A 14,667-nucleotide genomic window follows, 5' to 3' on the forward strand; every position below is an offset into this window, starting at 1 on the left:
ATATGACGACAGCCCGTATGACGACAGCCCGTGAGACGACAGCCGGTGCGACGACCGCGACCGGCGGACCGACGAGCCGTCAGGAGACCCGGCCGGCGGCTGCCGCCAAGCCCGTGCGGTGGGCGGCCGACGCGGCGACGGCGCTGCGCGAGGGCGCCCGGCTGCGCCTGGACTACTCGGCGCAGAGCCTGTGGCGCGTCGACCGCGTCATCGACGGCATCCGGCGGGAGGGGGCACCGTACGCCGCCGTGGAGACCGTGCTGCGCGGACTCGGCGCCTACGCCGGGGAGGTGATCGTGCGCCAGGCGGGCGGCGAGTGGTGGGCGACCGGCGGCGACCACTGGGTCCGTACGCCCGACGGGCGCCTGTGGGACCCGATCGACGAGGCCCGCCGCTGCTTCACCGGTGACGGTTCGCTGCGGCTGCTGTGCCGGGATGCGGCTGCGGACGGCTGACCGGGCCCCTGTGACACTTCCGTGCGCGCCGACGCTGATGACCGTGGGGGCGGGCTCAGCCGAGCGCGCGCGGACTCGGTACGGACTAGGACGGTTCTTGGGCCAGCGAGGGGAACCCGGCCGCGTACAGGCGTACGACGGGGAACTGGGCGCGGCCGTCGCGCGGGCCCAGGAAGGTGACGAGACGGCGTTCGCGATCGCCTACCGGCTGGTGCAGCCGGGCCTGCTGGGCTATCTGCGGGGGCTGGTCGGCAACGACGCCGAGGACGTCGCGTCGGACGCGTGGCTGGAGATCGCGCGCGATCTGCGCCGCTTCCGGGGCGACGGGGCCGGGTTCCGGGGCTGGACGGCGACGATCGCCCGGCACCGGGCGCTGGACCACCTGCGCCGGCAGAAGACGCGGCCCCGGCCGGCCGCGCTGGAGCAGGACCTGCTGGACCTGCCCGGCCCGCACTCCACGCACGACCAGGCGCTGGAGACGCTGTCCACCGAGGCCGCCCTGGCCCTGGTCCGGGGGCTGCCGCGGGACCAGGCCGAGGCGGTGCTGCTGAGGGTCGTCGTCGGCCTCGACGGACCGGCCGCCGCGCGCGTCCTCGGCAAGCGGCCGGGCGCGGTGCGCACGGCGACGTACCGGGGACTGAAGCGGCTGGCACGGCAACTGGGCGTCGACGGTGTGACGGATGACGCGCCCAGGACGCTGGGGGAGTCGACATGACGGGCACCGGCGGCGCCGGCCCGGCGGAGCGAGCGGGAACGGAGGCGGACATGCGTGCGCAGCGGGGCGACGGCGACGGCGATGCCGGTCGTGCCGACGCCCGTACCGGCCGTCGCGGAGCCCGGTCGGCGCAGGACGTGATCGCCGCCGCCCTGCTGCGGCACCCCGCCGACGAGGAGGGCGAGCGGCGGGCGGTGGCCGCCTTCCGCGCCGCCCGCGACGACCCGGCGACGGGCCGGGCGGCACGCCCCCGCCGGCGCGACGACTGGCGTCCGCGTGAGCGGCGGCGCCCCGGACTCCCGCTGCGGTCCGCCCTCTCCGTACTGCTGGCCGGCCTCACCCTGGGCGGCGTCGCCTACGCGGCGATCGGCGGGGGCGGCACCGGCCAGGACACCGCGCGGCCGGACCGGGAGCGCCCGCCCGCCGTCACGGACGGCACGGGCCGCACGGGCGGCGCGAACGGCACCGACGGCACCGAGGTCCGTCCGGTGCCCGCCCCGGACGCCGCCACCCCGGCTCCCGCCGGGTCCGCCCTTCCGGACGGCCCGGTCGGCACCCGCGACACCGAGGCGCGGTGCCGTGCGTACGAGCGGCTGGGGGAGCGGGGCCGGGCGCTGGACGCCACGGCCTGGCGGCGGCTCGTCGACGCGGCGGGCGGCGAGGCCGAGGTCGCCGCGTTCTGCGCCGGACAGCAGGCGGGGCCGGCCCCGACGGAGGCCGTGAGCGACGCGAACAAGCCGACCTCGTCCTCCGGCCCGGCCGCCCCGGCACTGCCGAACGGCGCCGCGGGCGGCATCGGCGACGGCGCCGCGGACGCCGCGGAGAACGGGGACCCGGGTACCGGCGGCGGCCCGGCGGGCGCGGGCGGCGGCAACGCGCGGGACGCGGGCGAGGGAACGGCGGGCGGGGGCGAGGCGGGACGGGCGGAGCGGGCCTCCGGCGCCGGCTCGTAGCCCGGACTTGGGACGATGCGGTGGGGCCGAGGCAACGGCCGGGGCCGCCACCCCCCACAGGAGAGGCCCCGGCCGTCGCGCGGTACGGGCCGCGCGGCGGCCCGTACTCCCTACAGCGCCGGGACTGCGTTTTGTGTCACACCCCACGGCGTCACGGGTTAGTTGCATCTTGTACGGCAATGCGATGGGGACATGGACGTGTGGCGGTTTCAAGACGTAACGTGCCATTCGCGCCGATGCAGCGGGGGCTCCGCTCCCGCACCCGGTCGCGGAAGACCACCGCGACCGCTGACGAGAAACCACGACGGCGAGGACCACGTCCGCGAGAGCGGCGCCGGCTCAGGCGCAGAAAGGCCTTCTCGGTGCTGGGGGACGACGCGGAGCTGACCGCCGCGGTACGTGCGGCACAGGACGGGGACGAGGTCGCGTTCCGAACCGTGTACCGCTCGGTGCACCCGCGGCTGCTGGGGTACGTGCGGACGCTCGTCGGCGATCACGAGGCCGAGGACGTGGCGTCCGAGGCGTGGCTGCAGATCGCCCGTGACCTGGAGCGGTTCGACGGCGACGCCGACCGCTTCCGGGGCTGGGCCGCCCGCATCGCCCGCAACCGCGCGCTGGACCACATCCGGATGCGCGGACGCCGGCCCGCGATCGGCGGCGACGAGACCGAGCTGACCGGCAGGCCCGCCGAGTCCGACACGGCGGGCGAGGCCATGGAGGCCCTGGGCACCGACAGCGCCCTCTCCCTCATCGCCCGGCTGCCCCAGGACCAGGCCGAGGCCGTGGTGCTGCGCGTGGTGGTGGGCCTCGACGCCAAGAGCGCCGCCGAGACGCTGGGCAAGCGGCCCGGTGCCGTCCGCACGGCGGCGCACCGCGGTCTGAAGCGCCTGGCGGAACTGCTCGGCGGCGATCCGGAATCGGCCGGCGGGCTCGACGGCCTGCCGCCCCAGCGAGAACCGCGCGCCCGTGCGGTGACGTCCGCGAGTGTGACGCATACGCGTACGCGGACGCAGAAGGACATGTGATGGCCGACGAGCAGGACAGGTGGCTGGACCGCGAAACGGCGGAGATCTTGCTGCGCGGAGAGTCACTGGAGGCTGTCGACCCGGCGGCCCGCGACCGCGCCGAACGGCTGGCCGAGGCACTGGGCGCGCTCGCCGCCGCACCCGCGCCCACCAGCGAGGAGATGCCCGGCGAGGCCGCCGCGCTGGCCGCCTTCCGCAAGGTGCGCGCCGAGCGGGCCGACGAGGCGGCGGCGGCGCGCTCCGGGCGGGTGCACGGCGCCGCGGCACCGCCCGCCGACGCCGGGCTGATCCGCATCGGCCCGCGCGACGAGGGTTCCCGGCGCCCCCGGAGGCGCCGCCCCCTGCACCTCGGGCTGGCCGCCGCGCTGACCGTCGGCATGGTCGGCGGGGTGGCGGTGGCGGCCGCAAACGGAGTCCTGCCCCGACCGTTCCCCGGTGCCGGGCCGGACACCGCCGTCACCGGCTCGGCCGCCGCGTCCCCCGACCGCCCGACGACCTCGCCCTCGCCGCTGGACGGGCTGCGGGACGGTTCGATCCCCACCGGTCCCACGTCCGGCACGACCGGCGCCCCGGGCCGGGACGGATCGGCCGACGGCGCGGCCGGCGACACCGGTGCCGACCGGGATTCCGCCGGCGGCACCGACCGGCCCGCCCTCACCGCGTCCTGCCGGGACGTCCGGGCGGGCAAGGACCTCGGTGACGTCCGCGAGCGCGCCCTGAAGGAGGCGGCCGGGGGCTCCTCGAAGGTGGACGTGTACTGCCGGAACCTCCTCGCCGGCACCGGTACCGCCGAGCGGGAACGCGCCGGCGGACGGGACGCCGGCGAGGCCGGGGACGCGGCACGGGACCGGGAGCCGCGCCCCGACGCGGGCGGCGGCAAGAGCGACAAGAACAGCAAGGGCGACAAGGGAGACAAGGGCGGCAAGAGCGACCAGGGCGAGGACGACGGCAACGGCGGCAAGGGCGACCGCGACGGCAAGGGCGGTGCCGGCAAGGACGGCAAGGACGATGACGCCGACGACGGCGGCCACATAGCCCCGCCCGCCGCCCACCCCGGCCCCACGGCGCCCTCGCTCCGCCCGCGTCCGCAGTGGCCCGCGCTGTCGCACCCCTTGCCCGCCCTCGGCGACACCCGCTCTGACCTGCGGATTTCCCAGGCCGACAGATTTTTCTAGCGAGGGTGTGACACTTTCGGGCGCCGGGGCGCAGTAATGAGTGAGCCGACTGGTCATCGGCTTTCGCACCGAGCCGGGGTTCCCCCCGTACCTACGGCTCGTGCACCTCGGCGCGGGCGGGACACGTTCCCCCGGTCCCGCCCGCGCCCATTCCCCTCTCCCGCCTCTTCCTCCTCGTTCACCGGTAGACGACGACCTTGTCGCCGTTGCGCACCTGTGCGTACAGATCCGCGACGGCGGCCTCGTCCCGCACGTTGACGCAGCCGTGCGAGGTTCCCGCGTAGCCGCGGGCGGCGAAGTCCTCCGAGTAGTGCACGGCCTGACCGCCGCTGAAGAACATCGCGTACGGCATGGCCGAGTCGTAGAGCGTCGAGACGTGGTGGCGGGACTTCCAGTAGACCTCGAAGACGCCTTCCCGGGTCGGGGTGTACTCCGAGCCGAACCGCACGGGCATCGTCGACAGGGTCCGGCCGTCGATCATCCAGCGCAGCGTCCGGCTGGTCTTGCTCACGCACAGCACCCGCCCGGTCATGCAGCGCGGGTCGGGCGCGGCGGCCGGCTGCCCGCCCATCAGGTACAGCTCCCACGTGCCGGGCTCGTGCGTCATGCCCAGCAGCCGCTGCCAGGTGACGGTGTCCGTCCTGCCGGTCCGCGGCAGCCCGCGCTTGCCCTGGAAGCCGCGCACCGCGCGCTCGGTCAGGTCGTCGTACGTCCCGGTCGGGCCGTCGACCAGCCACTCGACCTGGCGCAGCCGCGCCTGGAGCTCGCGCACGTCCAGGCCGCTGTCACCCGGCCGCCACAGCACCGGGGCCACGGTCCGGGCGGGCGGTGTGCTCGGCCGCCGGTCACCGACCGGTGTGCGCTCCGGTCCGTCCGGCTCCTCGCGCTCCCGTGGCGTCTCCCGCTTCCCCGGCTCCCCCGCCGGGGCGGTCGTGACGTCTATGCGCACCGGCGCCCGCCCCTTGCCGTCCGGACCGGTGCCCTCGACGGTGCAGCCGCCCACCGCCAGCACGACCCCCAGCGCGACGGCCAGGGCCCTCCCGGTACCGCCCGCGCTCCCCGTACCCGTCGTACCCGTCGTACCCGTCATCCGCGTCACGCCCCCCCGCCGTCTCCCCGCCGTCTCACCGTCCCGCACGGACGTCCCGCACGAACGTCCCCTGAGATGTTCCCGCGGATGACGCGCCGCGAACGGCACGGCATCGTTGTGACCGGGACCGCACCGGCGTTGTGAGCAAGCTCCCAGCGTGGGCCCCTCCACGGGTGGTGCGTGCGCCGATACAGTCCGTCGACAGGGTCGGTCTGTACTGGCGAGTAACTGACGGGTCGTTCGAGCGGATCGAACATGTGCTCAGCGGGAGGCAACACACCATGGCGCGCGAGTCGGAGTCCGGACTGCCCATCGAACCGGTCTACGGGCCCGACGCCCTGACGGGCTGGGACGCCGAGGAGAAACTGGGCGAGCCCGGGAAGTACCCGTTCACCCGGGGCGTGTACCCGACGATGTACACCGGCCGGCCCTGGACGATGCGCCAGTACGCCGGTTTCGGCACGGCGACGGAGTCCAACGCCCGCTACAAGCAGCTCATCGCCAACGGCACGATGGGGCTGTCGGTCGCCTTCGACCTGCCCACCCAGATGGGCCACGACTCGGACGCGCCGATCGCGAGCGGCGAGGTCGGCAAGGTCGGCGTGGCGATCGACTCGATCGACGACATGCGGGTGCTGTTCGGCGGGATTCCGCTGGACAAGGTCTCGACCTCGATGACGATCAACGCCCCGGCCGCCCTGCTGCTCCTGCTCTACCAACTCGTCGCCGAGGAGCAGGGCGTCAGCGCCGACAAGCTCACCGGCACGATCCAGAACGACGTGCTCAAGGAGTACATCGCGCGGGGCACCTACATCTTCCCGCCCAAGCCCTCGCTGCGCCTGATCGCGGACATCTTCAAGTACTGCAAGGCCGAGATCCCGAAGTGGAACACCATTTCGATCTCCGGCTACCACATGGCCGAGGCGGGCGCCTCTCCCGCGCAGGAGATCGCCTTCACCCTCGCCGACGGCATCGAGTACGTGCGCACGGCGGTCGCGGCCGGCATGGACGTCGACGACTTCGCGCCCCGTCTCTCCTTCTTCTTCGTGGCCCGTACGACGATCCTGGAGGAGGTCGCCAAGTTCCGCGCGGCCCGCCGGATCTGGGCGCGGGTGATGAAGGAGGAGTTCGGCGCGAAGAACCCCAAGTCGCTGATGCTCCGCTTCCACACGCAGACGGCCGGTGTGCAGCTGACCGCCCAGCAGCCCGAGGTGAACCTGGTCCGCGTCGCGGTGCAGGGTCTCGGCGCGGTCCTCGGCGGCACCCAGTCCCTGCACACCAACTCCTTCGACGAGGCCATCGCGCTGCCCACCGACAAGTCGGCCCGGCTCGCCCTGCGCACCCAGCAGGTCCTCGCCTACGAGACGGACGTGACGGCGACCGTCGACCCCTTCGCCGGCTCCTACGTCGTCGAGAAGATGACCGACGACGTCGAAGCGGCGGCGCTGGAGCTGATGGGCAAGGTCGAGGACCTGGGCGGCGCGGTCAACGCCATCGAGCACGGCTTCCAGAAGAGCGAGATCGAGCGCTCCGCCTACCGCATCGCCCAGGAGACCGACTCCGGCGAGCGCGTCGTGGTCGGCGTCAACCGCTTCCAGCTCGACGAGGAGGAGCCGTACGAGCCGCTGCGCGTGGACCCGGCCATCGAGGCCCAGCAGGCCGACCGGCTCGCCAAGCTCCGCGCGGAGCGCGACCAGCAGGCGGTGGACACGGCACTGGCGGCCCTGAAGAAGGCCGCCGAGGGCGAGGACAACGTCCTGTACCCGATGAAGGACGCGCTGCGGGCCCGGGCGACGGTGGGCGAGGTGTGCAACGCGTTGCGCGAGGTCTGGGGTACGTACGTGCCCTCGGACGCCTTCTGAGCCGGGGCGCCCCCTCGTACGCGTGCCGGCCGGCGACGGCTGACGGCCACCGGGCCGGGCCGTCGGCCGGTCAGCGCGTCGGCCCGAACCGGCCCAGGTAGCCGCCGACGCCCTCCGGTGCGGTCCCGGCCCAGCCCACGTACCCGTCCGGCCGCACCAGGAACAGGCCCGTCCCGTACGTCCCGAGTGCCGCCCCGCGCACCACCCGCACCGGCTCCGGCACGTCCGGGGCGTCGACGCCCAGCGCCAGCAGCGTCCAGTGCGGTCCGCGGAAGGCGTCGAAGAGGCGTACGCCGTCCACGGTCCCGTCCGGCGCCCGGTCCCCGGCCCGCACCGCGCCCTGGGCGACCGCCGCCCGGGTCTCCGCCGTCAGGGACGAGTCCCGGTAGCCCAGCCCCAGTTGCCGTGTCGCCCCGCCGCGCCGCACCTCGCCCCGGTGGACGCCGGTCGACAGCTCCAGCATCCGTGCGGCGACCGGGCGCCGCTCCTCCTCGTAACTGTCCAGCAGCCCGGCCGGGGCCCCGCCCGTCAGCACCGCGCCCAGCTTCCAGCCCAGGTTGTAGGCGTCCTGGACGCTGGTGTTCAGGCCCTGTCCGCCCGCCGGTGAGTGCACGTGCGCGGCGTCCCCGGCGAGGAAGACGCGGCCGGCCCGGAAGCGGTCGGCGAGGGCCGCGCGCGGCCGGAAGTCGGAGGCCCAGCGCACCTCGGTCACGTCCTCGGGGGCCAGGTGCGAGCGCTCCGCGATCACCTTGCGGATGCCGTCCGGGCCGAGGTCCACCGCCGCGCCCTCGGGGAACTGCGCCACCACCTGGAAGTCCTGGGTGCCGGCCAGCGGGCAGACGGCGAGGAAGTGCGGGCTGCCGTCGGCGGGCGGGAAGACGTGCCAGTGGTCGCGGTCCAGGCCGCTGATCCGCACGTCCGCCACCAGCATCGGGCTCGGGTCCACGGTCTCGCCGGTCATGCCGATGCCCAGGGCTCGGCGTACCGCCGACCGGCCGCCGTCGGCGGCGACCAGCCAGCGGGCGCGGAGCGCCGAGCCGGAGGCGAGGTGCGCGGTGACGCCCCGGGCGTCCTGCTCGATCCCGGTGACCTCGTGACCGAAGGCGACCTCGCCGCCCAGTTCCGCCAGCCGGTCCCACAGGATCTCCTGGGTGCGCCACTGCGGCACCATCCACGGCTCGTCGTACGGCGAGTCCTCGCTCGCCTCGGCCGGGTCGAACATCCGGTGCTCGCCGACCCGCCGCCCGTCCTGCCAGATCATGCCGACCGGATAGGTCCCGCCCGCCGCGCGGACCGCGTCCAGGACACCGAGGTCGTCGAAGACCTCCAGGGTGCGGGGCTGCAGACCCTTGCCGCGCGAGCCGGGGAACAACCCCGCCGCGCGCTCCAGGACCAGCGCGTCCACCCCGCGCCGGGCCAGATCGACGCCGAGGGCGAGACCGGTGGGGCCCGCGCCGACGACCAGGACGTCCGTGTCCGTCTCCATGACCATCTCCTTAACACTGTTAAGTGCCGCTTGGGTCCGAGGATGGACTTAACGCCGTTAAGCTGTCAAGCGTGGGTACGGAACGACGCGCCCCCCTCGACCGCCGACGGGTCGCGGACACGGCGCTGGACTTGCTGAACGAGGTCGGGCTGGACGGGCTGACCCTGCGCGCCATCGCCAGGGAGCTGGACGTCAAGGCGCCCGCCCTGTACTGGCACTTCAAGGACAAGCAGGCGCTGCTCGACGAGATGGCCACCGAGATGTACCGGCGGATGGTCGCCGACACCTCCCTCGACCCGGCCGACACCTGGCGGGAGCGGCTGCTCAAGACCAACCGCGGTCTGCGCGCCGCCCTGCTCCGTTATCGCGACGGGGCCAAGGTGTTCAGCGGCTCGCGCTTCACCGGCGCGGTGCACGCCGAGCAGATGGAGAGCGACCTGCGCCTGTTCACCACCGCCGGCCTCACCCTCCCGCAGGCGGTGCGGGCGACCACGACGGCGTACGTGTTCACCCTCGGCTTCGTCACCGAGGAACAGGGCGTGCACCCCCTGCCCGGCGAACGCCGGGAGGGGTACGACCTGGACGAACGCGCCCGCCTGATGGCCGACTATCCGTTGACGGCTCAGGCGGGCGCGGAGATCTTCACGGACTACGACCGGCACTTCGAGGAAGGGCTGGCCCTGGTGATCGGGGGGATCGGGGCCGCCTACGGCCTCGACTGAGCCGTACCGCCCGCCTTCGCCCGCTGCGCCGCCCGGTAGCGGCGCACCGCCCGGGTGACGACCGGCGGCAGCACGTCCAGGGCGAGCCGGCGGGCGTGCTCGCGCGGGGTGCGCGGCCCGGACGGGCGGGGCTGCGCGGTCCGGCCCGCCGCGGGCCCGGCGTCCACGCGCGGCGCCGGCGGGGCGGGGGCCGGCGCCGGGTGCCGGGAGGACGGCAGCGACGGCGGTCGCATCCGCTTGCTCTTGGCGCGGGCCCGGATCAGCCGGTGCCCGGCCGCCTCCTCCACGGTCACGGCGATGTCGTCCCGCTCGCGCAGCGCCGCCAGCAGCTCCTCGCGCACCGGCTCCGGGTCGCCCCAGGTGCCGTACAGCTTCTGGCTGCTCAGGCAGACGGGACTGAGTCCGCGGTTGAGCACCGCCTCCCAGGCGGCGACGGCGACACCCGGGGTGTGCTCGCTGCGGAAGTCGTCGAGGACCACGATGCCCTCGGGCAGCAGCAGCTCCCGGGCCGCGCCGATGTCGCCCCGCACGTGCTCGTACAGGTGCGAGGCGTCGATGTGGGCGAAGCGGCAGGTGCCGGCCCCGACCTCGTCGGTGATCGTGGAGCTGACGGCCTGGACGATCCGGGGCAGGGTGTCGTGGAAGGAGAGGTAGTTCCGCTCGAAGGCGTCCCGGGTGAGCGTGGAGTACGACTTCGCCGCCTCCGCCCGGTTGGCCGCGTCCGGCGGCTCGGTCTCGAACAGGTCGCAGACCGTGAGCGTCTCGCCGTCCCGCAGGTGGTGCCCCAGCAGGATCGCGCTCTTGCCGAGGTAGGCGCCCAGTTCGAGCAGGTCGCCGCGGGTGCCCTGCCGCTCCTGACGCTCCAGGAACCAGGAGAACAGCACCTGGTCGAGCGGCCAGAACCAGCCGGGGACGTCGTTGAGGTCGCCGGGGAGCTTGTGCGTCTCTTGCGCAGTGGCCATGCAGGGAGGATGCCTCCTCCGTCCGCGAAATGGAGGGGGCGCGCGCGATCCGGTGGACGGAAAATCGCACGAATCGCTCAATGCGCCCGGACGAGCACCGTCCGTCTCCCCGAGCCGGGGGCCCCGCCACGCGCCCGCTCGGGACGCGGACGGACGGGCGCCCGGCGAACCTCCGCCCAACACCGGGTGACGGGCCGGTGGCGGCACCGCGCGTTCACCGGAAGGTCACGCACGCGTGGCCGATGTTCATGCGCGACGGCTTCCGGCCGCGCACGACACCCTCATAGCCTGCACCGATGTGCGCCGCGCGGGCGCCGCGGCAGCGGCCGCGCGCGGCACGGACCTCCGTTCCCCGGCCCGGCCGCAGCACCGGCGGGCCCGCGCGTCCTACCCGGGAGTGACCACCCATCGCCGCCGAGCCGCTGACCGCCACCGATCCCGTGCGCGCCTCCGCCCCCGAGGAGGCGCGGGCACCGTCCCCGCGCCCCCGGGGTGAGCACCGGTACGACATCGACCTCGTCCGGGTCCTCGCCTCGGTCGGGGTCATCGTCTGCCACGCGGCGGGCGAGATGATGAAGGCCGTGGACCGCACCCCGGCGGAGGGCGGGCCGGTCTACTGGACCGCGCTCGCCGGCGACGCGCTGAGCCGGTGCGCCGTGCCGCTGTTCTTCGCGATCGCGGGCTGGGTCGTGCTGAGCGGGGCCCCGCCGCGCGACGGCGGGCAGGTCCGCAGGCGGCTGACCCGCATCGTGGTGCCGATGGCCGTGTGGACCGCCGTCTACCTGCTCTGGGACCGGGTGCGGGGCGTCCACACCGACCCCACCCGGGACCTGGCGTGGGACGCGCTCTTCGGCTCCGTACGGCCGGCCTTCCATCTCTGGTACCTGTACGCGTACGTCCCGGTGATCCTGCTGCTGTCGGTGCTCGTCCTGATCCGGGCCGGCCGGCGGCCCTGGGGCGCGGGCGCCGCCCTGCTGGGCCTGGCGCTCGCGCCGACCCTCGTCGGCGACCTCGCCCGCCTCCTCGACGTCGAACGCCCCGCCTTCGGCTGGCAGTTCGGCGTCTACCAGATCGTGTACGCGGTCGTCGGGGCCGTCCTCCTGTCGCTGCCGGGCCATGCGGTCGCGGGTCGCGGGCGGCGCCTGGTGTGGCTGGCCGGCGGGCTGTGCGCGTGGGCGGCGGTGGCGGTGTACGAGCACCGCGTGCACTTCCCGAGCCCCTACGCCTCGGTCGTGGTGGCGCTGCTGGCGGGGACGCTGCTGATGGCCCTCGCCCGGATCAGGGTGCCCGAGCGGTTCCGCCCGCTGCTGGGCAGGCTCGCCGGGGCCTCCTTCGGCGCGTATCTGGTGCACCTGCTGTTCCTGGAGGCGGTCGCCCCGCGCGTGGTGTCGGCGGACGCCGGGTGGCCGGGCGCCGTGGGCGGACTCGCCGGGCTCACCGGGGCCACGGTCGTACTGTCGTTCGCCGCCGCCCTGCTGTGGACCCGGCTGCGGCTGGGGCGCTGGCTGGGCTGAGCCGGGTCCGGGCCGGGCGGGTCCGTCCGGGCCGGGCGGGTCCGGGGCCGGTACCGGGCCGGTACGGGAGACGTGGAGGGCCCCCGCCGAACGGCGGGGGCCCTCCACGTCCGCCGGGTCACTTCCTCCCGGTACCGCGCCGCACCGCCCGGCGCACCACGCGCCGGGCCCGCCGCACCTGGAGCTTCGCCCGCAGCTGCGGGCGGCTGCCGGGCAGGCCCAGCTCGGTCAGCCGCAGCTCGGGGAAGTAGTAGCCGGGCACGGTCGCCAGGTTGGCCCGCAGCCAGGTCTCCGTCGGCTCCCGCAGCTCCGCGTACGTCTTGGGCTGCATGCAGAAACCGATGGCCCGCACCAGCGGGGCGAGGGTCTCGGGGGCCGAGCCGACACGGGCCGGCTCCTGCCCGCCCTCCAGGTCGGGCACCAGATGGTCGACGACGGCCAGCGGCACGCGGTTGCTGTTCGGGTAGGGCGTGAGCCGCTCCGTCACCAGCGCGGTCCCCACCCGGGCGACGGGCACGTCGTAGTAGGCGGAGGCCGTGACCATCGCCGTGGAGAAGCAGCCGACGACGAGTTCCGGCGCGCAGTGGTGGTACAGCGTCTCCGCCAGCAGGGGAGCGTCCAGGACGGTCAGCCGCACACCCGCGTCCGCCGCCGCCTTGCTCAGCGCCGCCGTGTAGCCGGCGGGCGCCGTCGGATGCGGCTTGAAGACCACGGAGCGGTGGCCGGCGCGCGCCGCGCCGTCCAGCATGCGGACGTGGAGGTCCTCCTCCTCCTCGGCGCTCAGGATGTTGATCGCCGCCAGGTACTGGCCGAGCAGCACGGCGGTCGGCTTCTCCCGCACCACCGGCGCCAGGTGCGGGTCGGCGGCCGCGTCCCGCGCCACCTCGTCGAGCACCGCGCGGAACGCCTCGTCCGGGACGACCTCCGGCTCGACGCCGAACTCGGAGAGCAGCAGCGGCCTCAGACCCGGTATCAGATCCAGGTGGAGCAGCCGGCGGATGCGGCGCGCGATGGTCAGGGGCAGCTTCTCGCGGGTCGGTCCGTAGCTCATCAGGCCGTCCGCGTACACGTGCAGGGCGGCCTCGGAGAAGATCGCCGCCAGCGCCCGGGCCGGGTTGACCTGGATCGACTCGACGGCGAGTTCGATCAGGTCCCGCTCGCCGATGCCCCAGGCGAGCCGGAACGCCTTCTGCCACAGCACCGTGTCGTTGCCGCGCGGGCCCCAGGCGCTGGGATGGTGCGGGTAGATCGCCTCGTTCCAGCTCACCACGGAGTCGAACCGGCCGGATATTCGCTCGTACCCGTGCATCTCGTCCAGGCGCAGCGCGGTCTCGGGTATCGCCGCGTTGTTGGAGACCAGCAGGACGCGCCGGGCCCCGTCGCGCGGCCCGAACAGGCCCGCGTCGAGCGCCGCGGCGAGGGTGGCCGCGCCGTACAGGGTGGAGACCTGGAAGATCTGGGTCTTGTGGGGCATGGGTCAGGCAGCCTTCCGCCCGTCACGCAGGCGGCCGAGCAGCCTGCTGCGAGTGCTGTCGATGGTGCGCAGGGTCTCCTCCAGCACGTGCTGGGGCATCCGGTGCAGAGCGTCCCGCGCCTCGCGGCGCAGCCGCTGGGCCGCCGCGGACTCGTACTCGTTCACCTTGCCGAGGTGGAAGGCGATCATCGCGCAGTACGTCCGCACGGCCTTCGGCAGGAAGCGCTCGGCCTCCCGGTCCGCCAGCAGGTCCCGCAGGAGCATGTCGTAGGCCGGGATGAAGTCCAGTTGGCGGGCGTCCTTGATCTGGGTGAGCGACGTGGCCACGCCCCGCCGGTAGAAGACCCCGTGCAGACCGAGCGACGCGTACGACTCGGCCTTCAGGTGCAGACGCCAGATCCACAGGCGGTCCTCGGCCGTGCGCAGTTCGGTCGCGAAGCGCATCGCGCCGTCGTCGAAGAGGTGCCTGCGGTAGATCCCGGCCCACACGAAGGGGTAGTCGACCATCGTCTCCATGTGGGGCGGCGCTATGCCGTCGCGCGGGTCCATCACCACGTCGCGCGCGGGGGCCGGTGGCCGCCGGACCACCCGCTCGGTGCCGGTGGCCTGGATGTGGTCGGTGCGGGCGAAGTCGCAGCCCAGCTCCTCCACCCGGGAGACCAGTTCGCCGAGATACCCCGGCCCGTACCAGTCGTCGCCGTCGAGGAAGGTGACGAAGTCACCCCGGGCCGCGTCGATCCCGCTGTTGCGGGCCTGGGCGATGCCCTTGTTCGTCTCGTGCCGGATCACCCTGGTGTCGGTGCGGCTCTTCGCCCAGCGGTCGATCGCCCATGACGTGGCGTCGGTGGAGCAGTCGTCGACGAGCAGGAACTCGAAGTCGGGGTCCGCGTTGTTGGCGAGACTTCTCAGAGTGCTCTCGGCGAAGGCTTCCACATTGTGCATGGGGACGACGACGGACAGTTTCGGCACGCGGGCCTCTCACGCTCGAAGGTTGGAGATTGGAACAGGCTAACTACGCGCCCGGAGCCGGCGGTGTCGTGCGGGACGCGGGCAGGCGAACTCCATTCGCAGCGGAAATGAATTCTCGGTGACTCGGGCGGAATCGAGGATTTCTCGCACGGCGTGCGCAGATTCCCGGGGAAGACCACCCGGGCGAACATCGAGGAACCGCACGACCTGCGGCGCGAGCACGGACCGGCTTTCCTCGTCGAGCGCTCCAGAACGGCTTCGGTCG

The 14,667-nt window shown here is 74.3% G+C and carries 13 protein-coding genes; 8 read left to right on the top strand and 5 right to left on the bottom strand.

The genetic code is table 11. The features are described from left to right. The first annotated feature begins 17 nt into the window (after positions 1-17). The 5 genes from ACFZP7_RS21770 to ACFZP7_RS21790 all read left to right on the top strand — a co-directional run bounded on the left by ACFZP7_RS21770 (position 18) and on the right by ACFZP7_RS21790 (position 4,323). Positions 18-455, top strand: coding sequence for a hypothetical protein (locus tag ACFZP7_RS21770; protein WP_220671638.1), 438 nt, complete (start codon positions 18-20; stop codon positions 453-455). 97 nt (positions 456-552) lie between these two features. Beyond that, the gene (locus ACFZP7_RS21775; protein ID WP_019330059.1) at positions 553-1,170 is read left to right on the top strand and encodes an RNA polymerase sigma factor; all 618 of its coding nucleotides are present in this window, start codon (positions 553-555) and stop codon (positions 1,168-1,170) included. Between the two features lie 50 nt (positions 1,171-1,220). Next, on the top strand, positions 1,221-2,123 hold the full coding sequence (locus tag ACFZP7_RS21780; RefSeq protein ID WP_385635306.1) for a hypothetical protein: 903 nt from the start codon (positions 1,221-1,223) through the stop codon (positions 2,121-2,123). Between the two features lie 362 nt (positions 2,124-2,485). Next, on the top strand, positions 2,486-3,148 hold the full coding sequence (locus ACFZP7_RS21785) for an RNA polymerase sigma factor (RefSeq protein WP_030978610.1): 663 nt from the start codon (positions 2,486-2,488) through the stop codon (positions 3,146-3,148). Next, positions 3,148-4,323 (top strand): hypothetical protein, encoded by a 1,176-nt coding sequence (locus ACFZP7_RS21790; RefSeq protein WP_385635308.1) that lies wholly within the window; start codon positions 3,148-3,150, stop codon positions 4,321-4,323. Before ACFZP7_RS21785 ends, ACFZP7_RS21790 begins: the two co-directional genes overlap by 1 nt. Positions 4,324-4,501: 178 nt before the next feature. Here the strand turns inward: ACFZP7_RS21790 and ACFZP7_RS21795 are convergent, their stop codons facing one another. After that, positions 4,502-5,413 (bottom strand): L,D-transpeptidase family protein, encoded by a 912-nt coding sequence (locus tag ACFZP7_RS21795; RefSeq protein ID WP_385635310.1) that lies wholly within the window; start codon positions 5,411-5,413, stop codon positions 4,502-4,504. Positions 5,414-5,694: 281 nt separating this feature from the next. Between ACFZP7_RS21795 and ACFZP7_RS21800 the strand changes: the two genes are divergently transcribed. After that, a complete protein-coding gene (locus ACFZP7_RS21800; RefSeq protein ID WP_019330064.1) occupies positions 5,695-7,275 on the top strand; it encodes a methylmalonyl-CoA mutase in 1,581 nt (526 codons plus the stop codon). 70 nt (positions 7,276-7,345) lie between these two features. Here the strand turns inward: ACFZP7_RS21800 and ACFZP7_RS21805 are convergent, their stop codons facing one another. Next, positions 7,346-8,761: an FAD-dependent oxidoreductase gene (locus ACFZP7_RS21805; RefSeq protein WP_385635312.1), complete on the bottom strand. Its 1,416-nt coding sequence runs from the start codon at positions 8,759-8,761 to the stop codon at positions 7,346-7,348. Between the two features lie 71 nt (positions 8,762-8,832). Between ACFZP7_RS21805 and ACFZP7_RS21810 the strand changes: the two genes are divergently transcribed. Then, positions 8,833-9,483, top strand: coding sequence for a TetR/AcrR family transcriptional regulator (locus ACFZP7_RS21810; protein ID WP_030978618.1), 651 nt, complete (start codon positions 8,833-8,835; stop codon positions 9,481-9,483). Here ACFZP7_RS21810 and ACFZP7_RS21815 read toward each other — a convergent pair. Continuing rightward, positions 9,468-10,445, bottom strand: coding sequence for a class I SAM-dependent methyltransferase (locus tag ACFZP7_RS21815; RefSeq protein ID WP_019330067.1), 978 nt, complete (start codon positions 10,443-10,445; stop codon positions 9,468-9,470). The two genes, ACFZP7_RS21810 and ACFZP7_RS21815, sit on opposite strands and share 16 nt — an antisense overlap. A 440-nt stretch (positions 10,446-10,885) precedes the next feature. Here ACFZP7_RS21815 and ACFZP7_RS21820 point away from each other — a divergent pair, with 440 nt between their 5' ends. Next, a complete protein-coding gene (locus tag ACFZP7_RS21820) occupies positions 10,886-11,959 on the top strand; it encodes an acyltransferase (protein WP_192341417.1) in 1,074 nt (357 codons plus the stop codon). Positions 11,960-12,077: 118 nt separating this feature from the next. Here ACFZP7_RS21820 and ACFZP7_RS21825 read toward each other — a convergent pair whose 3' ends face one another. Both ACFZP7_RS21825 and ACFZP7_RS21830 read right to left on the bottom strand, forming a co-directional pair. Continuing rightward, positions 12,078-13,433, bottom strand: a complete 1,356-nt coding sequence (locus ACFZP7_RS21825; RefSeq protein ID WP_385635314.1) for a polysialyltransferase family glycosyltransferase — start codon at positions 13,431-13,433, stop codon at positions 12,078-12,080. A 3-nt stretch (positions 13,434-13,436) separates the two neighbouring features. Further along, complete coding sequence (locus ACFZP7_RS21830; protein WP_385635316.1) at positions 13,437-14,402, bottom strand: glycosyltransferase family 2 protein; 966 nt, start codon at positions 14,400-14,402, stop codon at positions 13,437-13,439. Positions 14,403-14,667 lie beyond the last annotated feature (265 nt).

The sequence above is a fragment of the Streptomyces sp. SudanB5_2050 genome (genome assembly GCF_964272335.1).
GTDB classification, from domain to species: Bacteria; Actinomycetota; Actinomycetes; order Streptomycetales; family Streptomycetaceae; genus Streptomyces; species Streptomyces rochei.